This is a genomic window from Polaromonas sp. CG_23.6, assembly GCF_029892315.1.
GTDB lineage: Bacteria > Pseudomonadota > Gammaproteobacteria > Burkholderiales > Burkholderiaceae_C > Polaromonas.
In genome coordinates, this window is record NZ_JARXUY010000001.1 from 1,533,611 (window position 1) to 1,555,225 (window position 21,615).

The following is a 21,615-nucleotide window of genomic DNA, read 5'->3' on the forward strand; positions in this document are numbered from 1 at the left end:
TCATTTGACAACTTTCAGGCGAACGGGTTGAACGTGGCCCGTCAACAACGAGCGTAGCCGCTCGCGCCCGCGCGACAGCCGGGACATGACCGATCCGATGGGAATGCCCAGGGTGGCCGCGACTTCGGCATAGCTCATGTCTTCGAGCGCGACCAGCAGCATGATTTCGCGCTGCTCGGCGGGAAGCTGCTCAAGCGCCGCCTGCAGGTCGAGCACTGCCAGGCGGTCGTCCTGTGTTGGCGCGACCGGCGCCTCGGGTGTTTCATCGTCCAGCGCCACGGTCGCCAGCCCGGGCCTGCGGATACCGTCCACATGCACGTTGTGCATGATGCTGAACAGCCATGCACGCATGTCGGTCACGCCAAGCCACAGGCTGGACTTGGCGCAGGCCCGCTCCAGCGTGTCCTGCACCAGGTCATCGGCATCATCCCGGTTGCTGGCCAGCGCCCGGGCATAACGGCGCAGGCGCGGCACCCAGGTCAGCAGCTGCTGGCCGCTTGCCTTCTCGTTGTTGTCGTCGTGATCGGTTCGCACGCCTGGGCTTTAGGGACTGGAGCGTGGTGCCGCGTTGCCGACGGGAAGCCGGGCCTTCACTCCTTCACGATGTGCCAGACATCCTTGAAGTTGTCACCCGTGCGGTCGCCCGCCTTCTGGTCGGCTTTGTAGAAGTAAAGTGGCTTGCCTTTATAGGCCAGCTGGGTGGCACCGTCATCGCGCGTGACGGCGCTGTAGTCGCCCGCAGGCTGATCGGCCGGCGTTGCCAGCAGGGGCGGCCACAGACCGGCGCACGGGCCGTTGCACACGCTCTTGCCGCTGCCCGCCTTGTCGTTGTCAAAGGTGTAGAGCGTCATGCCGTTGGCCGCGACCAGGGCGCCGCCGCTCATCTTGGCCGGCGCATCGGCAGCAATGGCAGAGGTCAGGAAGGCGCCGCCGAGGGCCAAAGCGGCAATAAATTGGGTAAATTTCATGGGATGCTCCGGTTGACAGTAAAAATTGAACAGGGTGTTCAGGCTCTGAATGCGCCTGACATCAAGGTAGACGCAAGCACCCTGCGGTTTATTCCAGCCGTCACAAATTATTTAATCTGTTGAAGTTCAATAGCGGGCGACTTGTCTTTGATCCAGCTTTGCCAGCGTAAAGCTGATCCGGAAAGGCGTCACCGGTACAAGACTGTGCCAATCGTTTAAGTGAGTTGGAAAAATTTGTTTTTCCACGAAATTTATCGGTCCGGCCCGATGAAGTATGAACTTTATTGAATTTTCCATTGAAGAAAGATGGAAAAAGAAAATGCAGGAAAGCAAACGCTGGAGTGAGAAAGGTTGCGCACGATAGCCGTAAGCCAAACCTGCGCCAACATTCCAACAACCGTTAAATTCAGAGGGTAAGGTTCGCTGTAAGTCAAAGGTGACAGCATCGTTGGCAGGATCAACCAGCAGGGAAAATTTTCCTGAAAATTGCTTGCGCGGTTCCAGTCCACGCTGCTGGCAGGAACACGCGCAGAGAAATTTCCCCTTCATGCTTGAGTCCTTGCACATCATCGGCATAGAAGTCGGCACCACCATTCACGCCATTTGCAAATTGCTGCAGCCGCGCCCTTGTCCGTAGGCGGTGAAGGGAGGGGCCGATGAAAAACACGTACCAAGCCGAATAAAAAGACCTCAACGCGCGAGCCTTCGCGTTCTTCAAACTCTCTACCCAGCTTCCTCAGTACCGCTTCGATGTCTGTCCAGCGGGCATTGGCACAGACAGGCCGAGAAAAGATCAGTTCCTGAGTGCGCTGGTGCTTACGTTTCAATCAATTTACGGTATCAAAAAACAGCATCACGTGATGATGATGAGTAAATACAGTCGCTTCAGGCGACTCATCCGTTCTTGAAACGTTCTGGTTTTCTCGAAAAAAAGCGAACCGTAGTTCGCCTTTTTTGTTTCCCTTGCTGATTTTGATCAGCCCAAATCAATCGGCACGAAAATCCGCGTGTCGCCGCGCAAGATCAGCAGCGCGACTGATTTTTGCGATTTCGCCACGGTGGCGCGTACCTGCTCGATGTTCTTCACCGGGATGCCGTTGATTGACAACAACACATCACCCGCCTGAACGCCAGCCTGGGCCGCAGGGCCGCTGGCTTGCTGCACCACCAGTCCGCTGTCGGTGCCGGCTTCCTGCTGCTCGTCAGGCTGCAGCGGACGCAGCGCCAGGCCCAGTTTTCCCTGGCCCGCCGTTTCCTTCTTGCTGGCGACCTGCGCGGCCTTGTCATCGGCGTTGGCCAGCCGTGCGGTCAGTTCCTTTGGCGCACCCTGACGCCAGACATCGAGCTTGACGCTGTCGCCCGGCGCGGCCAGGCCAATCACCGCCGGCAAGTCGCCCGACGACACGATGGGCTGGCCGTTGACCTGGCGGATCACGTCGCCCGACATCAGTCCCGCCTTGTCAGCCGGGCTGCCTTTTTCAACCGACGACACCAGCGCACCTTCTGGCTTGTCGAGCTTGAAGGAGTCGGCAAACGCCTGGTTCACCTCTTGCACCGACACGCCCAGCTTGGCATGCTCGACCTTGCCGGTGGTGACGATCTGGTTCTTGATCTTGTTCGCGATGTCGATCGGGATGGCAAATGACACGCCCTGGTAGCCGCCGCTGCGGGTGTAGATTTGCGAGTTGATGCCGACCACTTCGCCGCTTGCGTTGAACAGTGGGCCACCCGAGTTGCCGGGGTTGATGGCGACATCGGTCTGGATGAAGGGCACGGCGCTGTCGTCAGGCAGCGAGCGGCCCTTGGCGCTGACGACGCCGGCGGTCACGGTGTTTTCAAAACCAAAGGGCGAGCCGATGGCCAGCACCCATTCGCCGACTTTCAGCTCGCTGGTCTTGCCCAGCTTGGCGACCGGCAGGTTGGTGGCCGCGATCTTCAGCACGGCAATGTCGGTCTTGGCGTCAGCGCCCAGCACCTTGGCGCGGAACTCGCGCCGGTCGGTCAGCTTGACGGTGACTTCCTTGGCGCCGCGCACCACATGGGCATTGGTCAGGATGATGCCGTCGTCGCTGACGATAAAGCCCGATCCCTGGCCGCGCGTCGGCATTTCCTGCTGCGCGCCGGGTCCGCCCCGGCCTGCGCCCGGGTGTCCCTGGCCCTGCTGGAAGCGGCGGAACAATTCGCCCAGTGGGCCGTTGAGCGGGTCGTCCTGCGCGTCGTCGCCGCCGTCCTGCGCCAGTGGCGAATCGTTCGACACCTTGGTGGTGCCGGTGACGCTGATGTTCACCACCGACGGGCCATAGCGCTCGGTGATCTGCGAAAAGTCGGGCAGGGCCACGGGGGTGGCCCCAGGAACTGCGGCGACAAAGGCGGGCGGCGAGATGGCGGCCGCAGCCGTTGTGTGCATGGCGTTGAACGCGCCGACCCCGGCACCGCCAATGGCACCTGCAGCCAGCAGCGCGGCAACCAGGCGGGTATTGCTTGAAACGGTTGATGTCATGAAAAAGCTCCTGTCGGGTAAGGCACGCGTTGGTGCCGATGCAGACAAGTATCAGGACGCAGGCTTAGACGAAACTTAAAGTTGGTCCGCGTGGCGAGCTGCGGCGGGCGCAAACCGAACCTCTACCTTCAGGCCGCCCAGGCGGGGCGATTCGCCCAGTGCCAGCACAGCGCCGTGCCGGTCGGCAATCGCCTTGACGATGGCCAGCCCCAGGCCGCTGCCGGTTTGCTGCGCCGTGTCGCTGGCGCGAAAAAAGCGGTCGAACACGCGCGGGCGCAGGTCTGGCGCAATGCCCGGTCCGCTGTCTTCGACCGTCAGCACGGGGCTGCCGTCCACCAGCGCCAGCGACACATCGACCTGGCCGCCTGGCGGCGTGTACTTGACGGCGTTTTCCAGCAGGTTGCGCAGCAGGATGCGCAGCGCCTCCGTCTGGCCGATGACGGGCGGCACGGCTTGCGCAGATGCGTCTTCGGCCAGCCCCAGGTCGATGTGCCCGAGCCGCGCCTGCGGCAGGGTGTCGGCCACGGCCAGTTGCACCACCTGCTGCAGATCCACTGGCTGGCTGCTGGCCGTGGCCGGGCCGGCTTCCTCGCGGGCCAGCAGCAGCAGCTGCTCGACGCCCCGTATGGCCCGGTCCAACCCGAGGTTCAGACGCGTCACGGCGGCTTCGCGTGCGGCAGGGTCATCGTCCACGCGGCGCAGGGTCTGCGCCTGCAGCTTGAGCGCCGTCAACGGCGAGCGCAGCTCGTGCGCAGCATCGGCGACAAAATTTTTCTGCGCCTCGAAAGCATGCCGCACCCGGCCGAACAGCAGGTTGAGCTCATCAACCAACGGCCGCACTTCGTCTGGCAGGCCGGCGCCTTCAAGCGGTGAAAAATCATCGGCGGCGCGGCTGGCGACGACCTGGCGCGTGCGTTCGATGGGTGCCAGCGAACGCTTGATGATCCACCAGACCGCCAGCATCAACAGCGGCGTGAGCCAGGCAAACGGCACCACCGCGCGCAGCGCCAGCGCGCGTGCCCGGGCGGTGCGCGCGCTCAGGTCCTGCGCGATCTGCACGGTCTGCAAGGGCGTTTGCAGGGTGTAGACGCGGTATCGGTTGCCGTGCGCCTCGACATCCGAAAAACCCAGCACGGCGCGCGGCGGCAAGGCCGAGCCGGTAGATCGGAAAATCTGCGTGCCGTCCTGGCCCCAGATCTGCACAAACAGGTCGTAGCCCGAATCTTCTTCGGCCCCGGCCTGCGGCAGCCCCAGCGGAATGCCGCCGCGCAGCGAGCGCGCCATCTGCTGCAAATGGTCATCGAACAGCGCGTCGGCCTGGCGCAAGGCCCCCCGGTAAGCCGTGACCGCCTGCAGCACCGCCGCCAGCAAGATCGCCACCAGCACGAACCACAACAGGCGCCGCTTGAGGGAATGCGCCCCCACGCTTGGCGCTTCGCGTGCTGCATGGCTCCCCGAGGGGGCTGGACTTGCCGGGGGCGGCCCGGCGCTGCGGCCGTCATGCGCCGCTTTCATTCCTTGGGCACCACATAGCCCAGGCCGCGAACGTTCTGGATGAAGTCGTTGCCAAGCTTCTTGCGCACGCCGTGGACATAGACCTCGACCGCATTGCTGCTGATGTCGTCCTTCCAGCTGAACAGCTTTTCTTCCAGCTGGGCGCGCGACAGCACCGCGCCGGGCCGGGCGATCAGCGCTTCCAGCACCGCCCATTCGCGCGCTGACAGCGACACCGGCTGGCCGTGCAGCAGGGCTTCGCGCGTCGCCGGGTTCAGGCTGACGCCCTTGTGCGCAAACACCGGCTCGCCCCGGCCGGCGCTGCGACGCAGCAGGGCGCGGATGCGCGCCAGCAACTCGTCAATGTCGTAAGGCTTGAGCACGTAGTCGTCGGCGCCCGCGTCCAGCCCGGCGATACGCTCGGCCACGCCGTCGCGCGCCGTGGCGACCAGCACCGGCACGGCCTCACGCCGCTGGCGCAGAGCGCGCAGCACGTCCAGGCCGTCGCGTTTGGGCAGACCCAGGTCGAGCAGCACCAGGTCGTATTGCTCGCTCTTCAATGCCGCGTCGGCCATGGCGCCATCGCGTACCCAGTCCACGGCGTAGTGCTCTGCACGCAGCACCTGCAGCACCGCCTCGCCAATCATGGCGTCGTCTTCAACCAGCAGTAAGCGCATGGGGTTTTCCTTGAAGTGGCAAAGTCTGATGGATGCAGCTTAGTCGGAACTTAAAACCAAAACGTGCGGACCACCGGCCTGGCGGCAGCGAGGTTCTCCATCACTGCTTGAGCATTTCTTTTTTGATAGCGAAACGCATAGGCTGCACGTGCGCTAAAGGCCAAAAAAGCTTGAAATTTCGCAAGTATTCAGCACCCTCGACTCGAATCGCCCCTTGCCTTTTGTCATGGCGGGCCCGACCCGCAATCCATCTGCGCGCAGTCAAATATTCGGTGAAATCCAACTGCTGACTGGCTGGGGCTGGGTTGGTGTGCTGTGGATTGCGGGTCAAGCCCGCAATGACAGAGGAAGAAAGATCACGTTTCAACCATGCGCTGAGCAGTGACGAAATGACCCCGCCTTCAAGCCGCCTTCAGTCCGCGTTGCGCCGCCACACCAGTCCCAGCGCGCTGAATTTTTGCCAGGTCGTGGCCCGTTCGTCGGACAGCACATCCAGAAAATCGGACAGTCGCTTGGACTTGCCCATGGTGTAGAACGTCAGCACCAGCGTCAGTACAAAAACGATGGCAAAAATCCACAGCTTGCGGCTCAGTGGCGCATCGGCCTCGGCCAGCAGGTTCATCCCCAGGAAACCTGTCGTCACCGTGCCGATCAGGCCGAAGATGGTCACCACCGTCAGGCGTACGACCGTATTGGCCTGGCGGCGCAGGCTGTCGGCGTCCAGGTAGTTGTTCATCTCGCCAATCCGCTCTTTGACCTCAAGGTACAGCGAATCGACTTCCAGATGGCCGGCGCACAGGCGAAACAGCGCGCGCACCTGGCCCTGCTCGGAAATGTCATGGAACCAGTAGCGGTGGGTGAAGCGCAGGAAGCTGGCGAAGCTGTTGCGTATTGTGCGTTTGAAGGCGCGAACGCTGGCGGCGTCGGCAATATCCAGGTTCTTCAGCGCCTCGGCCAGCCGGTCCGAGAACATCAAAAGCGCCGCCTTTTGAAAATGCGCAATCAAAAACAGCAAAAAATGCTGGTGCCGGAACTGCGCCAGCACGCCGCGTTCGGGGCAGACGAAAAACGCGCTGTTCGCATCGCCCAGCACTAGAAGCGAATGCCCGCTGCACAAATAGCGCGTGTGGGGCGCTGCGCCACCTTCGCCCCAGAAACGGTCGTAGCAAAAGCGCTTTTCAAAGTCGCCCGGCTGCGCTTCGGCATAGGGCGTGCGGGAGTCGGACCTGACGTCGGCCGGTCCGAGCACCAGCGCCAGGCGGATGAAGTCGTTGCGGCTCACGTCGCGGGGACGGTCCACCGCCAGAAAGGCCAGCTGCGGCATCCGGTAGTACTCGATCATCCGGTAGCGCAGGCTCCCGGCCTTGCCAGAATGGTCGCCCACCATTGGTTCGAGCAACCAGGCCCAGTGCGCGGCGACGCGCGGCGCGCGGTGCTGGCTGACATGCGCCATGAACACCTCGCGCTGGCTGGCGTCCGACTGCGCCAGCACCTGGCCTTGGTGGCCCAGCCATTCGGCGCTGAGCAAGCAATGCTGTGCATGGCCGGCAGTGTCCCAGCTGGCCGGGTAGGCACGGCCAAAGCGGTACAGTAGGTCTTGCGCCTGTGGCAGCGTCAGGTCACTGCCGCTGACTTCGACATTGAGCAACACCAGGTCCAGGTCAAGAAAAAAGTACAGGTCGACATGGGCGATGTCGAGCATGACGGGCGCTGCGCCCGGATGCGTGACAGCGCGCAGCCCCTTGACATCGCTGCGGCGAAACACCCGCATCGGCGAGCCTGCCGTGGCCCCCGTGCCACTCGGGCTGTGTCCCTCGCCGTACAAAAACCGCTGTACATAGGGCAAAAAACTGACGAATTCGTTGTAATGCCGCTCACAGAACCTGCCGCTGCCATCGCTGTATTCATCAACCACCTCGCGCCAGGGTGACGCCTCGGCCATGTCCGCCAGCAGTTGCCACGGTTTGGCGTGCCGGCCTTCTGAGCCGCGCACTGGCATCAAGCGCAAGGGCCAGAGCAAAACCTGCCGGAACTGTTTGACGCAGACATGCGGGGACTCTGGGGACATGGGTGTGGCTTTGCGGGAGGCGGGGCAGGCAGTGTACGGGGAATGCCAGGGCTGGGTGGCTTGGTCAAGAATTGAAAAAAACAGAGTCTCGCCCATTTGATGGGCTCATTCTTTACCTCCCGCCTCTGCCGATCCAGGGCAAGCCATTTACGGTGCTGCTGCGCGGCTGACACCACTGCCATGGTGCCAAAACCCTAGCGCAAAACTTGACCGGGTGTGATGGCTCTGGCATCAGCCAGCGTGAAACAGAACATGGCACCGTCATTTACCTTGCCTTCAGCCCAGACACGGCCGCCGTGTCGGTCAATGACTCGTTTCACGGTGGCCAGGCCAATGCCGGTTCCTGCAAAATCCGAAGGTGAGTGCAGTCGCTCAAAGGTGCCAAAAAGTTTCTCGGCATAAGCCATGTCAAAGCCGGCGCCGTTGTCCTTGACGAAATAAACGGTTTCGTTGTCTGCGCTTGCCGTGCTGCCGACCTCAATGTGGGTCAGCTCATGCTTGGACGTGAATTTCCAGGCATTGTTCAGCAAGTTTTGCATCACCACCCCCAAAAGGCGCCGGTCACCCGTGGCCACCATCGTGTCCTGAATGCATATTTGCGCCTGGCGATGCGGCTCGCGTTCCTGGCACTCCTGCGCGATGCGCCTGGCCATGGTGCTCATATCAACTTCGCTTAATTGCAGCGTATCGCGCCACAACTGGGCCAGTGCCAGCAGGCCATCGATCAGTTCACCCATATGCCGCACGCCGGAGCGGATCCGGTCCATGTAATGCTTTCCTTTTTCGCCCGCCTTGTCGGCAACCGCCCGCTCCAGCAAATGGCTGAATCCGTCAATCGTTTTCAAAGGTGCGCGAAGGTCGTGTGACACCGAATAGGAGAACGCCTCCAGCGCCTGGTTTGCGGCTTCAAGCTGGAGAGTGCGCTGGTGTACCCGGTCTTCCAACTCGCTGTTGAGCAAAAGAATTTCGTCTTTCGCCCGCCCCAGTTCATGGCTGCGCTTTTCAAGTGATCGAACCTGGCGAATCAGCATGACCGCAAAGGCCAGCGTCAGCAGGCCCTGAAAAATGTTCAGCGCAATGCTGATGTGAACCTGCTCACGCGCTGCAGCATTGCGGGTGCGAACATTTTTTCCGACCATCTCGATGGTGAGCAAGGACAGGTCGTGAATGGGGGTTCCAAGCGACTCTATCTGACTCGACAGTTTGGCGATCACATCCGTACTCAGGTCAGACGGCGAATTTTCTGAAAGGAAAGGATCGGCGTGCCCGATGAATTGCGTGATCAGTTCCGAAGTGTGCGGACGGTCTGGCAGTGGCACGTCCGGGCTGGCGAGCTGCATGGACTGCACCAGCAAGACGCGGCTGACGAAAATTTCATAGCCCTCGCGAAGCGCTTGGGAATCGATGCCTTCGGGGTAGCGCTTTGCCTGGCGCAGGCTGTCGCGAAGCGTCAGATACTCGTATTCAAGCTGGAAAAAAATCCACGAAACATTTTCTTCGTTGTAGGCAATCGTGCTGTCGATGCGCTGGCTCTGACGTATCTGTATCCAGCCGACCGCCACAAACACCGCCACCAGTACGGTCGTCACCGCCAGTGTCCAGCGGCCCGATGACACGGAACGCCACAAGGAATGCCGGGCCGGTGTGTTCACTGCACTTCTATAGAGCGAACTTGCCAGGCGGAGCGTTTGTAATAGAGTGTCGTGTGAAGCGCTGTGTCGGTGTCATACGGGTAAACGATGAACAGCGGCCCCTTGTCTCGTATTGCCATGGGCTTGTCATCCATCAGGCGCGCCAGAATCACCGGGAACTGCTGTGTATCGGCAACCGGGACCTCAACCTTGTAATTGTTCAACGATATGGCCTTGATGGTTTCACCCTTGGCGCCAACAGCCGCCAGCACGTCGCGCAGCAAGGGCCCGGTAAATTTTTTCTTCTCTGGGTACCAGGGGGTCAGCGTTGTGAAACTGTGCTGGGGCAACGCCGTCAGCATCTCCATGTCGAAGTCAGTCGGGTCACCGGGATTTTTTTGCCCGATATTGCCGCTGAGGGACAAAACAACCTTTCCTTTGGGCGTGTCCAGCGCATGGGATTGGCCTGAGAGTAAAAAGGCTGCGGTGCCCAGCAGACATAACCGGCGATTCGGGTTTAAAAACATGGTCATTCCTGGCTATTTGCGTTGTGACTAAAACGGGTGGGTTGGGGAGAGAAACAAGTTACAAAGTACGCGCTGGCTATTGTTCAATCAATGTATCAGACTGTGATATTTCAAATAAATATCTATTGATATCCAGCTAAATAAATAGTCTTGTTGCTGCATTTTATTGTGTACAAATGTAATTTGAGCATTGCATTACGCACAGGCGATTGTCTTCATCGAATAGCGGGTTGCCATTAATTTAGCAACAGCTTTGGTTTGCCGAATGTCCACTACAACCCTGAATGATCCATGAACGCATGGCTTTTGAATGGTTTCAGGCAGCCGATCAGAAATCAGCCTGGAGGCAGCATTCATTCAGTGTCGATGTTGACCCTCATCAGCATGGCGGAGCATCCGTGCATGAGCTTGCCGCCGATCCCAGATTGTTTAGAACAGAGCCAGAAACAAGAGCAATGCCTTGACACAGTGGAAAACCTTGATTGATGGCAATGTTCGGGCCGAGCGTAAAAAAGACCAGCGTTGTGGCCTGGGTGCGCCCGGCCGGCTTATGCGGCAGGGTCGGCAGCCTTTCCCAGCGCTGGTACCAGGTCGGATTGGGTAATCATGCCGACCAGGCGCTCACCCTCGCCAATGATGGGAAGGTGGTGATGGCCTGTGCTGCCAAACAGCGGCGGCAGTTCCACGAGGTAACGCTCCATACTCGCCACCTGCACGTTGCGCGTCATGATCTGGCCAGTCTGAGACGTGGGCGCTGCGGCAGGTTTCAGCTGGCGGTGCGTATAGGGCCGGCGCGTGGCATTGGTGTAGCCAATGCCGGCCAGCACCAGCAACAGGCAGTTCAGCAATACCGGGTACAGCGCAAACGCCGGATCACCGATTCTCCCCAGCACCATCATCAGCGCCCTGGCACCGCCGGGCGGATGCAGGCAGCGCATCGCCAGCATCATGCCACTGGCCGTGGCCACGGCCAGTGCAGCGGCCAACTCGGGAGAGCCCAGCGGGTGCATGCCGTGCACGCCGGAAATGCCCACCAGCACCGACACGGTGTTGCCACCCACCACCGGCCAGGCTGCGACATCGGTCCGGCAGGCACAGCAAACACCAGTACGGCGCTGGCCCCCAGCGGTGCGACCAGCCAGGGAAGCTTCTGCGCCACGGAATCGGAACCAAAATAAAAGCACAGCAGCCCGGTCAGGAGAATACCGAAAAGCGATCCCGCCACGATCCGCAGCTGCTCGCGGTTGTTGATTCGGGTTCACGCCGGCAAGAAGCCGCGCTACCACTCAGGTTTTAACAAAGCTTTGAACCCGTCGGGGCACGGCAGATTCATGGGCGCTGATTCTTGTTTTTGGAATCGTCCAGGCTTTGATACCACCCGGCATAGGGCGTATTTTTGGCCAGATGCCGGTTGAAATCCGTGGCGCCATCCGTCCACCAGACCGTGCCGCGCTCGCCCAGCGCGATTTTTGCGGCATCGACTTCGGCCCGGGCTTGTGCAAGCTCGTTGGCATCCTGGGTGCCAAGCGCCGTTTTCACCGCGCGCCGGGCGTTCATGAGTTGTTGCACCAGTGCGCTGCGCACCGCTTCGGGCAGGGCGGGATTGGTGGCCCGCCACAGCCGGCCGCGAACGACGAAGTAGCGTGCGTCGGGGGTGGCAGGTGGGCTCATGGGGCAGTGCTGACAAAACTCAAACCTGGTCCAAAAGCTTGTGGTCGGTGTTGATGATGTCTTCCACGCTGTCTTGCAGCTTGAAATACGGAAGCAGCAAATTTTCCATGGTGTAGAAGCCTCTGGGTTTTTCCTGAAGGTTTTGAATGGCGAACAAGATGCCATTGCCAAAGGCCTCGCGGGTAATCGACTCGTGCTTCAGGCGCACGGTTTGGTAGGGAAACCCAAACAGGATTTCATGGACGCCGACAATGCCGCCAGCACGCACGGTCTTGATGTTTTCTTCGGGCAAGCCGAGTTCGTGGGCAAGAATTTTTGCGGTGCCTGAAATTTCGGGTTTACCCTTGAAATGCTCTTCAATGATTTCAATGTCGGTGTACGGGGCGATATTCTTCAGAATTTTGGCCGCAATCATCATGAAATTAATCCCCAGCGTGATGTTGGGTGAATGCATGACAACGGTTTGCTGCGCCAGTTGCTTGAGTTTTTGCAACTGTTCCTGCGGGTATTGCGACACGGCGCTGACGATTGTGATGCCCCGTTTGGCGGCGGAATCACCGTAGTAATTCAGGCCGTCTTCTGATGAAAAATCAACGATGACATCCACCGGATACAGGTCCAGAATCTCGTCGATGGAATACTCGTCCTTGGAATAAATCAGGCCGGGCTGCGTTTCTGTGGATTCGATGCCCAGAAATTCGGGCACCGAACGGTGCTCCAGACGCCGGGAGCGGCGCACCACCCATTGCAGCACCGTCTGATGCGACTCCAGCAACACCGAGGCAACAGCACGTCCTGTTTTTCCAAAGCCAATAATTCCTACTCTCATGCCGTTCCCTTTATGTGAGGCGGTTGCACCTGTCCGGCGTAAAACACCAGCAACGACCCACTGCTGATTCCAGTAATGCGCGCGCTTAACCCAGCCGCGCCCGGTGCCGCGCAATCTGCGCGCGTACCTGCTCTGGCGCCGTGCCACCCAAAATGTTCCTCGCGTTCAACGAACCGCGCAGGCTGAGCACGTCATACACGTCTTTTTCAATCGACGGGTTGAACTCTTGCAGCACGGCCAGCGGCAGTTCTGACAGGTCGACCTGGTGCGCCGTCGCAGCCTTGACGGCATGGGCGACGGTTTCGTGGGCGTCGCGAAACGGCAGGCCCTTTTTCGTCAGGTAGTCGGCCAGGTCGGTGGCGGTGGCGTAGCCGCGCAGGGCGGCGCGTTCCATCGCTTCGGGCTTGACGGTGATGCCGCCAACCATCTCGGCAAAGATGCGCAGCGTGTCTTTGAGCGTGTCCACCGTGTCAAACAGCGGCTCCTTGTCTTCCTGGTTGTCTTTGTTGTAGGCCAGGGGCTGGCCCTTCATCAGGGTGATCAGGCCCATCAGGTGACCAACGACCCGGCCGGTCTTGCCACGCGCCAGTTCGGGCACGTCGGGGTTTTTCTTCTGCGGCATGATCGACGAGCCAGTGGTGAAGCGGTCGGCAATGTGAATGAAGCTGAAGTTCTGGCTCATCCAGAGAATCAGCTCTTCGCTGAAGCGGCTGATGTGCACCATCGCCAGAGAAGCGGCTGCCGTGAACTCAATCGCAAAGTCGCGGTCGCTCACGGCGTCCAGACTGTTCTGGCAGACCTGCGGCTGGCCTTGTTCGTCGACCATGCCCAGCGTGGTGGCGACGCGTTCGCGGTCCAGCGGGTAGCTGGTGCCAGCCAGTGCAGCAGCGCCCAGCGGCAGGCGGTTCACGCGGCGGCGCACCTCACCCATGCGTTCGGCGTCGCGGCTGAACATTTCGACATAAGCCAGCATATGGTGGCCAAAGCTGACCGGCTGGGCGACTTGCAGGTGCGTGAAACCGGGCAAAATGACTTCGACGTTTTTGTCGGCAATCTCGACCAGTGCCTTTTGCAGGTCCACCAGCAAGCCGCCGATCAGGTCGATCTCGCCGCGCAGCCACAGGCGCACGTCGGTGGCGACCTGGTCGTTGCGCGAACGACCGGTGTGCAGGCGCTTGCCGGGGTCGCCGACCAGCTGGGTCAGGCGCGCCTCGATGTTCAGGTGAACGTCTTCCAGGTCCAGCTTCCATTCAAACGCGCCGGATTCGATCTCGGCGGTGATCTGCGCCATGCCGTTCTGGATCGCTGTGTGGTCGGCCGGGGCGATGATGCCTTGTGCGGCCAGCATGTCGGCATGCGCTAGCGAGCCGGCGATGTCGGCTTGCCACAGCCGCTTGTCAAAAAATACGCTGGAGGTGTAGCGCTTGACCAGATCGCTCATGGGTTCTGAAAACAGGGCTGACCAGGCTTGGGATTTTTTGTCGAATTGATTCATGCGGGCTTTCTTGGATGGGCAGGCTCGGGCGGATTGAAACGAGCACGGTGTGGGAGCAATTGGCTGGGGACGCTTAAATAGTGTTCAGTGCAGCAGCCGTAAGGCCCTGGCCAGTGCAATACTCATCGTGTCAATTTTATCTATGTGCCTGAAGGCCTGAAAATCACCCCGGACTGAAGAACCACAACCCCTGCTTTCTTTCGATGACACCGACCACCCCCCTACAGAACTTTGACGATTCCACGCTGCATGGCGGTTTGGCACGGTCCGATTCGCTGCAGGCTGACTCGCCTTTTACGCCACGCGCCAGCCTGTTTGACGCCTGCCATGTGGGTGTCGTGCTGCGGGTCGTCCTTTTGGTGCAGGCATTCGCCGGTGTGGGCGCAATGTTTGTCACCTCCAACCCACTGGACTGGCTGCTGTGGTTTTCGCTGCTGACCGGCGGTGTATTGCCCGCCACGCTGGCCTGGCTGATCGCGGTGTGCGTTTTCAAAGGCCGACTCAACCGTTTACAAGTTCCTGGGCAGTGGCTGGCCGGCACCGGCCTGGGTGCGGTCGCAGGGATTTATGCCTGCGGACTGCTGTGGATGATGGGCATGCTGCCCATGGCGCCATGGTGGGCCAGCGGGGTTGCCGGCACGCTGCTGTCGGCCATGGTGCTGGCAGGGCTGTTCTGGCGTGCCAAGGCCAGAACCCCTGCGGCCACGGCGGCCCGGCTGGCCGAATTGCAGTCGCGCATCCGGCCACATTTTTTGTTCAATACGCTGAACAGCGCGATTGCGCTGGTGCGTGCCGAGCCGGCCAGGGCCGAAGCGGTGCTGGAAGACTTGAGCGAGCTGTTTCGCAGCGCGCTGGCCGACCCGGCGGAGTCGGTCACGCTGGCACATGAAATCGCGCTGGCGCAGCGTTACCTTGACATTGAGCAGGTCCGCTTTGGCAGCAGGCTGCGCGTGCAATGGAACCTCGACCCCGGCGCCAACGCGGCCCGACTGCCGCCTTTGCTGCTGCAGCCCCTGGTGGAAAACGCCGTGCGGCATGGCGTGGAGCCCAGCGCCAGCGGCGCGCAACTGATAATTTCCACACGCAGTCGCGGCGGTGCCGTGGTTATCAAAGTAACCAACTCGGTACCTGGCAGCGGCAGTCAGCCGGGACACGGCCTGGCGCTGGCGAATGTGCGCGAGCGCCTGTTTTTGCTGCACGATGTGCAGGCGCAGTTCAAGACCGCGTTCAAGGACGGCCTGTTTCAGGTCAGGCTGGAAGTGCCGCTGTGAGGGCTTTGAATATCCTGCTGGTCGATGACGAGGCACTGGCCAGATCGCGCCTGCGCACCTTGCTGGGCGACTGCACTGCGCCTTGCGCCGTGGTGGCCGCCGAGGCCGCCGACACGGTGCAGGCCATGAGCGCGCTGCAGCGCCAGCCGTTCGATGCCGTGCTGCTTGACATCCGTATGCCGGGGATGGACGGCATGGGGCTTGCCGGCCTGCTGGCCGCCTTGCCCCAGCCGCCGGCCGTGGTCTTTGTCACCGCGCATGCCGAGCATGCGGTACAGGCCTTCGAGCTGGACGCGGTGGACTACCTGACCAAGCCGGTGCGGCTGGAGCGTCTGCAGCAGTCGCTACAAAAAATAGAGCGCCTTGTGCAAGCCAGGCAAGCGCAAGAGCCCGAAAAGGCTGAAGAAAGCCTGATCATTCAGGACCGGGGCCGGACCGAGCGCGTGCCGCTGTCGGAGGTGCTTTATTTCAAGGCCGAGCTGAAGTACATCACCGTGCGTACCCTCGGGCGCAGCTACATACTGGATGGCTCGCTCAGCGAACTGGAAGCGCGTTATGGCAGCCGGTTCATGCGGATTCATCGCAATGCGCTGATTGCCAGACGCGCTGTGCGCGCTTTGGAAAAGCATTTTGATCCCGAAGAAGGCGAGGGCTGGGCTGTGCGGCTCAACGGTCTGGATGAATTACTCACCGTGTCGCGCCGCCAGCTTGGCGCCGTCAGGGACGCCATTGCCGACTGATTCTGTGGGTGCCTCTAAGCCGCAGAAAGAGGCTGCTTCCCGGTCGGATTGCAGCAGGAGCTGACAGCCGGTTACGCCTGCGGATACCGCAGTTTGCGGAAGGCGTCCTATGGTGTATTTGCAGGTTTTCGGGTGCAATACTTCAACTCGCCCGCCCATCCTGCTCTGTCTGACAGATTGCCGGGCGCAAGCACTCAACCCTAACGAGGATGACAAATGGCCGAAGAAACCATGGCAGACGAGCCAGTCGTCGCTGAACCCCATCTCACGGAATTTCCCGAGCCGGAACGATTTGTTTTGCAAATGCCCGTCGATGTGCGAAATATGTCGCTGGTGCTCCTGGTGATCCTGGCTGGTCTTTTTGTGCTCCAGTGGGCGAGGGTCGTGTTGATCCCGATCATGCTCAGCGTGCTCTTCAGCTACGCCTTTTCGCCGCTGATCAACTGGATGGAAAACAGGCGCGTGCCGCGCTGGCTGAGCTCGGCCGTGCTGTTGCTGGGAATTTTGGGGGCCATGGGCTCTGGCGCTTACCTGCTGCGGCTTGAAGCCACGCAGCTGATCGAAGCCTTGCCGGCGGCGGCGCAAAAGCTCGGGCGTGCGCTCAGGTCGGACAGCGGAAAATCGAACAGCCCGCTGGAAACGGTGCAGAAAGCGGCCGCCCAGATCGAGCAGGCCACCCGGGAAAGTGCCGCCGTCACCGGTCCCAACCGGGGCGCAACCCGGGTGGTGATCGAGGCGCCACGCTTTAACATCAAGGACTACCTGTGGACCGGCACCATCGGCCTGCTGGCCCTGATCGGACAAATCGCGGTGGTGGTGTTCTTGACCTATTTTTTGATGCTTTCAGGCGACACTTTTCGGCGCAAGCTGGTCAAGCTCGCCGGGCCCAGCCTGAGCAAGAAAAAAATCACGTTGCAGGCGCTACACGAGATTGCCGGGCAGATCCAGCGCTACCTGCAGGTGCAGTTGCTGACCAGCCTGCTGGTCGGCGTGCTGACTGCAGGCGCGCTGTTGACCCTGGGGCTGGACAATGCCGCTGTCTGGGGTGTGGTCGCGTGCGTGCTCAACCTGGTGCCCTACATCGGCTCGCTGGTCACCGCGGCCGCCTCGGCTCTGGTCGCTTTCCTGCAGTTCGGCTCGATCAACATGGCGATGGCAGTGGGCGGCACTTCGATCGTGATCCACACGCTGGTGGGCAATCTGCTCACGCCCTGGCTGACCAGCCGTGCCAGCCGGCTCAGCCCGGTCGCTGTATTCATGGGACTGCTGGCCTGGGGCTGGCTCTGGGGCGTGTGGGGCCTGTTGCTCGGAATCCCGATCCTGATGATCGTCAAGTCGGTATGCGACCGGGTGGAAGACCTCAAACCCATTGGCGAATTCCTGGGCTCCTGAAACCTATGGGCAAGGGCAGGGCGCGATCATCCCGCTTGCGCCCGGTCCGTTTGAATCCTTGAAACAAAGGACTGATCAAGCGCCTGTTCAACGCCTCCCGCCCATGGGGCCTGCGGCACAATGGTGCAATGCAACCTTCCCATCCTGAGCGCTGCTGTCTTTTTGCATTGAAGCCTGACGCTCGAAGCCGTTCTCTTCACGCCCTGCGTCCGAATCGTCTAGAGGCTGGAACGCCACCCGATGGGTAGCAGCTGAACAATTGATCGTTCAATCCCGGATACTCACGAACCTCAGCCCATGAACCCTGACAACTATCTTTTCCGAGCGCCCCTGACCGATGCGGCCCAGTGTGTCCGGGGCTACCAGCTGTCATGGCAGGACGCTGACGCCAGTGCGGGCCAGACGCGGCCAGACCAGACAAAGCAGCTGCTGGCGCTGGCGGCGCAGTTTCCCCGCCGGGCCGGCTCTGGCCTGTTTTTCATAGAAATCCAGGTGGCGGCCTTGTCTGCCGATGACCTGCAGCCACTCAATCCGGCTGAGACGGTCCTGATGTTCAAGCAGGCCGAGCTGGCCTGCCCGGAAGGCATCGAGCTGGCGATATCGCTGCATGCGCAGGGCTTTGGACTGGCGCTGTGCCATCCGGACGTGACGCTGTTTGATGAAAGAGACGGCCTGCTTTCGCTGATGACGTATGTCGTGGCCGATCTGGCGAATCCTGACCTGGCGAGAATTGCCAGCCTGGCAGCGCTTGCCCAGCCTGCGCTGGAACTGCTTGTCAGCAAGATGGCGGACTGGGACGCGTTCGACGCCTGCGCAGCGCTTGGCTTGGCGGGGTTTTTTGGAAATCTGTGTGTATTGCCGCGCAACCTGCCGCGAATTTCCCACATGGGACCGCAGACGGTACTTATCCTGCAGTTGATAAAGATGGTCCAGGAATACGCCGACATCCGCGAAATGGAAAAGGTTCTCCAGCGCGACGCAATACTTTCCTACCAGCTGCTTCGCTACATCAATAGCGCAGGCTTTGGCCTTCAGATGGAAGTCGAATCGCTGCGGCACGCCATCACGATGCTCGGCTATCTGCCGTTGTACCGCTGGCTGGCACTGCTGCTGGCATCCACCAGCACAGCAGGGTTTTCGCCGGTGCTGCTGCAGACGGCGATTGTGCGGGGGCGATTCGTCGAGCTGCTGGGCAAGGGCCTGCTGCCTGCAAGCGAAGCGGGAAACCTGTTTGTCGTGGGGCTTTTTTCATTGTTGGACCAGTTGCTGGGAATACCGATGCCCCAGCTGATGCAGCAGGTGTCCATGCCCGGCGCGATTGTCCAGGCCTTGCTTCACCGTGGTGACATCTACGGCCCTTTGCTGGCGCTGGCAGAAGCCTGCGAGGACGAAAGCGGCTCGGCGCCTGCGCTTGCCGATGCTTTGTTCATGACGGCTTCGCAGGTGAACAAGGCACATGGGTCGGCCATAGTGTGGGCGCAGGACCTCAACCTTTGACCGCCTGGCCCGGCTGGGTGAAAGCCTGATCGCGGCTCCATGCGCAGAGGAAGGTGCTGTTTGGCATGCTTTTCGGGGCATCGCCGGCGAGCGTTGCTGGGTACATTGGTCCCTGTTCATTGCCTGACTCCAATTTGCAATGCTTATTGAGCCCTTGACCCCACAAGCCTGCAATGTATTCACCCCCCCACACTGCTGCGCTTTCTCCGGCAGGCCCCGACTTTTTGTTGACCGACACGGACTTTGCCCGGATTCGCCTGCTGATCCACCAGCGCGCCGGCATTTCCCTGAGCGGGCAAAAGCGGCAGATGGTGTACAGCCGGCTGTCGCGGCGCCTGCGCGAGCTGGGGATGCGCGAGTTCTCGGCCTACCTGGGTTTCCTGGAGGCCGACCCGCACCGCCAGGAGTGGGAGCTGTTCACCAATGCGCTCACCACCAACCTGACCGCATTTTTTCGCGAGGCGCACCATTTCCCGCTGCTTGCCGAGCATGTCCGCCAGTGCCAGCAGCCAGTCACGGTCTGGTGCTCGGCTGCATCGACCGGCGAAGAGCCTTATTCAATTGCCATGACGCTGATCGAAACGCTTGGAAGTCGCGCCAGCGCCTGCAGCGTGGTGGCCACGGACATCGACACGCAGGTGCTGGCCAAGGCGGTGGAAGGCATTTTCACAATGGAGCAGGCCGGCAAGCTGTCACCCGAGCGCCTGAAGCGGTTTTTTCTTAAAGGGTCTGGCGTGCATGCCGGCAAGGTGCGGATACGGCCGGAAGTGGCGGCCATGGTGAAGTTTTCGAAGCTCAACCTGCTCGATCCGAAATGGCCGCTCAAGGGGTTGTTCGACGCCATTTTCTGCCGCAACGTGATGATCTATTTTGACAAGCCGACGCAGGAAAAAATCCTGCAGCGATTTGTCCCCCTGATGAAACCCCAGGCCTTGCTGTTTGCCGGGCATTCAGAGAACTTCACTTTTGCCCAGCATGCGTTGCGGCTGCGCGGACAGACCGTCTATGGCCTGGCCGGCAGCGGGCCGAGGGGCGCCGCATGATCACGGCGGAAGCAGAGCCGCTGGCGAGCCGGCATTATTTCGACCGTGAATTCGGCCTGGCGGCGGTCAAGCTGCTGCCAGGCGAGTACTACGTCACGGCCGACGACATGGTGCTGACGACGGTGCTCGGTTCGTGCGTGTCGGCCTGCCTGCGCGACAGTGTCTCGGGCATCGGCGGCATGAACCACTTCATGTTGCCCGACGCGGCGGACCCGCTGGTTTTCGATGCGGCCGCCGCCATGCGTTATGGCGTGCATGCGATGCAGGTGCTGCTTGGTGAAGTGATCCGGGCCGGCGCCCGGCGCGAGCGCCTGGAAGCCAAGGTGTTTGGCGGCGGCGCCGTACTGGCCAGCATGACGCTGCTCAACATTGGCGAGCGCAATGCCGACTTCGTGCTTCGCTACCTGATGGCCGAGCGCATCCGCATCGCCGCGCAGGACTTGCGCGGAAAGCTGCCGCGCCGCATCAACTTTTTCCCATTGTCAGGCCGGGTGACGGTGCGAAAACTGCGACTGCAGGACGATGCCCTGCTGGTGCAGCGCGAGGAGCAGGCCCTTGCCAGCGTGTTGCTGAATCAGCAGTCAACGTGCCGGGGCGACAGGCTGGCATCCAAGCCAATGCGCACATTCGACAACACAACAGGCTGGACGCCATGACGGACAAGAAAATCAGGGTGCTGTGCGTGGACGATTCGGCATTGATCCGCAATTTGATGACCGAGATCATCAACAGCCAGCCCGACATGGAGGTGGTGGCCACTGCCTCTGACCCGCTGATTGCCCGCGACCTGGTCAAGCAGCACAACCCGGATGTCATGACGCTGGACGTGGAAATGCCGCGCATGGACGGGCTGGAATTCCTGGAAAGGCTGATGCGCCTGCGCCCGATGCCGGTGGTCATGGTGTCGTCGCTGACGGAGCGCGGTTCCGAGGCGGCGCTGCGCGCCCTGGAACTGGGCGCAATCGACTTCGTCACCAAGCCGCGCCTGGGCATTCGCGATGGACTGCTGTCCTACACCGAACTGATCACCGGCAAAATCCGCACCGCCGCCGCCGCCAGGCTGCTGCCTGCAAGGCGCGCGGCTGCGGTCGGCGGAGCGGGCACTGCTGCCGATGTGCCGCTGCTGCGCAGCCCCTTGCTGAGCACCGAAAAGCTCATCATCATTGGCGCTTCCACCGGCGGCACCGAAGCCATCCGGGAGGTGCTGCAGCCCCTGCCGCCGGATTGCCCCGGCATCCTGATTGCGCAGCACATGCCGGCCGGGTTTACCCATTCGTTTGCAGAACGACTGAACGGCTTGTGCCGCATCGCTGTCTCGGAAGCCGTGCAGGGGGAACGAATTTTGCCAGGCCATGCCTATATCGCGCCCGGCGGATTCCATTTGTCGCTGACCCGCAGCGGCGCCAATTACGTCGCGAAGGTGGACCTTGAACCGCCGGTCAACCGGCATCGGCCGTCGGTTGATGTGCTGTTTGATTCGGCTGCAAGGCATGCGGGGAAAAATGCCGTGGGCGTGATTCTGACCGGCATGGGGCGCGACGGGGCCGAAGGCCTGCTGCGGATGCGCCAGGCCGGGGCCTACACGCTGGCTCAGGACGAAGCCAGTTGTGTGGTTTTTGGCATGCCGCGTGAAGCGATTGCCTTGGGGGCGGCCCAGGAGGTCGTGCCTCTGCAGGACATGAGCCAGCGCCTTATGGTCCACCTGCGGTCTTTCGGCCAGCAGGCCAATCGGGTCTAGGAAAGTGATGGGAATCGGCTTGGGTGCGAAAAAATTTTCTGCAGCCAGCCTGTCGTGATGTTTAAATTTTTGGA

At 61.1% G+C, this 21,615-nt stretch carries 23 protein-coding genes; 8 read left to right on the forward strand and 15 right to left on the reverse strand.

Annotation, left to right across the window (positions count from 1 at the left end; genetic code table 11):
* From H4V98_RS07265 to H4V98_RS07315, 11 genes are all read right to left on the reverse strand, one after another.
* Positions 1-534, reverse strand: a complete 534-nt coding sequence (locus H4V98_RS07265; RefSeq protein ID WP_196861607.1) for a sigma-70 family RNA polymerase sigma factor — start codon at positions 532-534, stop codon at positions 1-3.
* A gap of 56 nt (positions 535-590) precedes the next feature.
* Positions 591-968 (reverse strand): hypothetical protein, encoded by a 378-nt coding sequence (locus H4V98_RS07270; RefSeq protein ID WP_196861608.1) that lies wholly within the window; start codon positions 966-968, stop codon positions 591-593.
* 126 nt (positions 969-1,094) lie between these two features.
* Positions 1,095-1,517 (reverse strand): hypothetical protein, encoded by a 423-nt coding sequence (locus H4V98_RS07275; RefSeq protein WP_280757369.1) that lies wholly within the window; start codon positions 1,515-1,517, stop codon positions 1,095-1,097.
* Positions 1,518-1,534: 17 nt separating this feature from the next.
* Positions 1,535-1,795 (reverse strand): type II toxin-antitoxin system HicA family toxin, encoded by a 261-nt coding sequence (locus H4V98_RS07280; protein WP_280757370.1) that lies wholly within the window; start codon positions 1,793-1,795, stop codon positions 1,535-1,537.
* A gap of 149 nt (positions 1,796-1,944) precedes the next feature.
* Entirely contained in the window at positions 1,945-3,468 is a 1,524-nt protein-coding gene (locus tag H4V98_RS07285) for a Do family serine endopeptidase (RefSeq protein WP_280757371.1), read from the reverse strand.
* Between the two features lie 75 nt (positions 3,469-3,543).
* Entirely contained in the window at positions 3,544-4,893 is a 1,350-nt protein-coding gene (locus H4V98_RS07290) for an ATP-binding protein (RefSeq protein ID WP_280757372.1), read from the reverse strand.
* An 86-nt stretch (positions 4,894-4,979) separates the two neighbouring features.
* The gene (locus tag H4V98_RS07295) at positions 4,980-5,639 is read right to left on the reverse strand and encodes a response regulator (RefSeq protein ID WP_280757373.1); all 660 of its coding nucleotides are present in this window, start codon (positions 5,637-5,639) and stop codon (positions 4,980-4,982) included.
* Between the two features lie 100 nt (positions 5,640-5,739).
* Positions 5,740-6,006 (reverse strand): hypothetical protein, encoded by a 267-nt coding sequence (locus tag H4V98_RS07300; protein WP_280757374.1) that lies wholly within the window; start codon positions 6,004-6,006, stop codon positions 5,740-5,742.
* A 45-nt stretch (positions 6,007-6,051) separates the two neighbouring features.
* Entirely contained in the window at positions 6,052-7,707 is a 1,656-nt protein-coding gene (locus H4V98_RS07305; RefSeq protein ID WP_280757375.1) for a hypothetical protein, read from the reverse strand.
* Positions 7,708-7,901: 194 nt separating this feature from the next.
* Positions 7,902-9,359 carry an ATP-binding protein gene (locus H4V98_RS07310; protein ID WP_280757376.1) on the reverse strand — a complete coding sequence of 486 codons (1,458 nt, stop codon included), beginning with the start codon at positions 9,357-9,359 and terminating at the stop codon, positions 7,902-7,904.
* Complete coding sequence (locus tag H4V98_RS07315) at positions 9,356-9,865, reverse strand: hypothetical protein (RefSeq protein ID WP_196861615.1); 510 nt, start codon at positions 9,863-9,865, stop codon at positions 9,356-9,358. Before H4V98_RS07315 ends, H4V98_RS07310 begins: the two co-directional genes overlap by 4 nt.
* Positions 9,866-10,156: 291 nt before the next feature.
* Here H4V98_RS07315 and H4V98_RS07320 point away from each other — a divergent pair, with 291 nt between their 5' ends.
* Positions 10,157-10,351, forward strand: coding sequence for a hypothetical protein (locus H4V98_RS07320; protein WP_280757377.1), 195 nt, complete (start codon positions 10,157-10,159; stop codon positions 10,349-10,351).
* 62 nt (positions 10,352-10,413) lie between these two features.
* Here the strand turns inward: H4V98_RS07320 and H4V98_RS07325 are convergent, their stop codons facing one another.
* The 4 genes from H4V98_RS07325 to argH all read right to left on the reverse strand — a co-directional run bounded on the left by H4V98_RS07325 (position 10,414) and on the right by argH (position 13,860).
* Positions 10,414-10,926, reverse strand: a complete 513-nt coding sequence (locus tag H4V98_RS07325; protein ID WP_348535220.1) for an HPP family protein — start codon at positions 10,924-10,926, stop codon at positions 10,414-10,416.
* Between the two features lie 268 nt (positions 10,927-11,194).
* Positions 11,195-11,536: a hypothetical protein gene (locus H4V98_RS07330; protein ID WP_196861617.1), complete on the reverse strand. Its 342-nt coding sequence runs from the start codon at positions 11,534-11,536 to the stop codon at positions 11,195-11,197.
* A gap of 19 nt (positions 11,537-11,555) precedes the next feature.
* Positions 11,556-12,365 (reverse strand): dihydrodipicolinate reductase C-terminal domain-containing protein, encoded by an 810-nt coding sequence (locus tag H4V98_RS07335; RefSeq protein ID WP_196861618.1) that lies wholly within the window; start codon positions 12,363-12,365, stop codon positions 11,556-11,558.
* Positions 12,366-12,450: 85 nt separating this feature from the next.
* A complete protein-coding gene (gene argH, locus H4V98_RS07340; protein ID WP_196861619.1) occupies positions 12,451-13,860 on the reverse strand; it encodes an argininosuccinate lyase in 1,410 nt (469 codons plus the stop codon).
* Between the two features lie 203 nt (positions 13,861-14,063).
* Here argH and H4V98_RS07345 point away from each other — a divergent pair, with 203 nt between their 5' ends.
* The 7 genes from H4V98_RS07345 (at position 14,064) to H4V98_RS07375 (ending at position 21,541) form a co-directional block, all read left to right on the forward strand.
* Positions 14,064-15,131: a histidine kinase gene (locus H4V98_RS07345; RefSeq protein ID WP_196861620.1), complete on the forward strand. Its 1,068-nt coding sequence runs from the start codon at positions 14,064-14,066 to the stop codon at positions 15,129-15,131.
* Between the two features lie 5 nt (positions 15,132-15,136).
* Positions 15,137-15,871: a LytTR family DNA-binding domain-containing protein gene (locus H4V98_RS07350; protein WP_280757843.1), complete on the forward strand. Its 735-nt coding sequence runs from the start codon at positions 15,137-15,139 to the stop codon at positions 15,869-15,871.
* Between the two features lie 216 nt (positions 15,872-16,087).
* Entirely contained in the window at positions 16,088-17,263 is a 1,176-nt protein-coding gene (locus tag H4V98_RS07355) for an AI-2E family transporter (RefSeq protein WP_196861621.1), read from the forward strand.
* Between the two features lie 297 nt (positions 17,264-17,560).
* Positions 17,561-18,760 (forward strand): HDOD domain-containing protein, encoded by a 1,200-nt coding sequence (locus H4V98_RS07360; protein WP_280757378.1) that lies wholly within the window; start codon positions 17,561-17,563, stop codon positions 18,758-18,760.
* 173 nt (positions 18,761-18,933) lie between these two features.
* Positions 18,934-19,803, forward strand: coding sequence for a CheR family methyltransferase (locus H4V98_RS07365; RefSeq protein ID WP_196861623.1), 870 nt, complete (start codon positions 18,934-18,936; stop codon positions 19,801-19,803).
* Positions 19,800-20,459 carry a chemoreceptor glutamine deamidase CheD gene (gene cheD / locus H4V98_RS07370; RefSeq protein ID WP_196861624.1) on the forward strand — a complete coding sequence of 220 codons (660 nt, stop codon included), beginning with the start codon at positions 19,800-19,802 and terminating at the stop codon, positions 20,457-20,459. The genes H4V98_RS07365 and cheD overlap by 4 nt, the downstream gene beginning before the upstream one ends.
* A complete protein-coding gene (locus H4V98_RS07375; protein ID WP_196861625.1) occupies positions 20,456-21,541 on the forward strand; it encodes a chemotaxis response regulator protein-glutamate methylesterase in 1,086 nt (361 codons plus the stop codon). The genes cheD and H4V98_RS07375 overlap by 4 nt, the downstream gene beginning before the upstream one ends.
* Positions 21,542-21,615: the final 74 nt, after the last annotated feature.

Coding starts and splice junctions, on each gene's coding strand:
- H4V98_RS07270 (WP_196861608.1), bottom strand. CDS start 968: ATGAAATTTACCCAATTTATTGCCGCTTTGGCCCTCGGCGGCGCCTTC.
- H4V98_RS07275 (WP_280757369.1), bottom strand. CDS start 1,517: ATGAAGGGGAAATTTCTCTGCGCGTGTTCCTGCCAGCAGCGTGGACTG.
- H4V98_RS07285 (WP_280757371.1), bottom strand. CDS start 3,468: ATGACATCAACCGTTTCAAGCAATACCCGCCTGGTTGCCGCGCTGCTG.
- H4V98_RS07295 (WP_280757373.1), bottom strand. CDS start 5,639: ATGCGCTTACTGCTGGTTGAAGACGACGCCATGATTGGCGAGGCGGTG.
- H4V98_RS07305 (WP_280757375.1), bottom strand. CDS start 7,707: ATGTCCCCAGAGTCCCCGCATGTCTGCGTCAAACAGTTCCGGCAGGTT.
- H4V98_RS07315 (WP_196861615.1), bottom strand. CDS start 9,865: ATGTTTTTAAACCCGAATCGCCGGTTATGTCTGCTGGGCACCGCAGCC.
- H4V98_RS07320 (WP_280757377.1), top strand. CDS start 10,157: ATGAACGCATGGCTTTTGAATGGTTTCAGGCAGCCGATCAGAAATCAG.
- H4V98_RS07330 (WP_196861617.1), bottom strand. CDS start 11,536: ATGAGCCCACCTGCCACCCCCGACGCACGCTACTTCGTCGTTCGCGGC.
- H4V98_RS07335 (WP_196861618.1), bottom strand. CDS start 12,365: ATGAGAGTAGGAATTATTGGCTTTGGAAAAACAGGACGTGCTGTTGCC.
- argH (WP_196861619.1), bottom strand. CDS start 13,860: ATGAATCAATTCGACAAAAAATCCCAAGCCTGGTCAGCCCTGTTTTCA.
- H4V98_RS07345 (WP_196861620.1), top strand. CDS start 14,064: ATGACACCGACCACCCCCCTACAGAACTTTGACGATTCCACGCTGCAT.
- H4V98_RS07355 (WP_196861621.1), top strand. CDS start 16,088: ATGGCCGAAGAAACCATGGCAGACGAGCCAGTCGTCGCTGAACCCCAT.
- H4V98_RS07360 (WP_280757378.1), top strand. CDS start 17,561: ATGAACCCTGACAACTATCTTTTCCGAGCGCCCCTGACCGATGCGGCC.
- H4V98_RS07365 (WP_196861623.1), top strand. CDS start 18,934: ATGTATTCACCCCCCCACACTGCTGCGCTTTCTCCGGCAGGCCCCGAC.
- cheD (WP_196861624.1), top strand. CDS start 19,800: ATGATCACGGCGGAAGCAGAGCCGCTGGCGAGCCGGCATTATTTCGAC.
- H4V98_RS07375 (WP_196861625.1), top strand. CDS start 20,456: ATGACGGACAAGAAAATCAGGGTGCTGTGCGTGGACGATTCGGCATTG.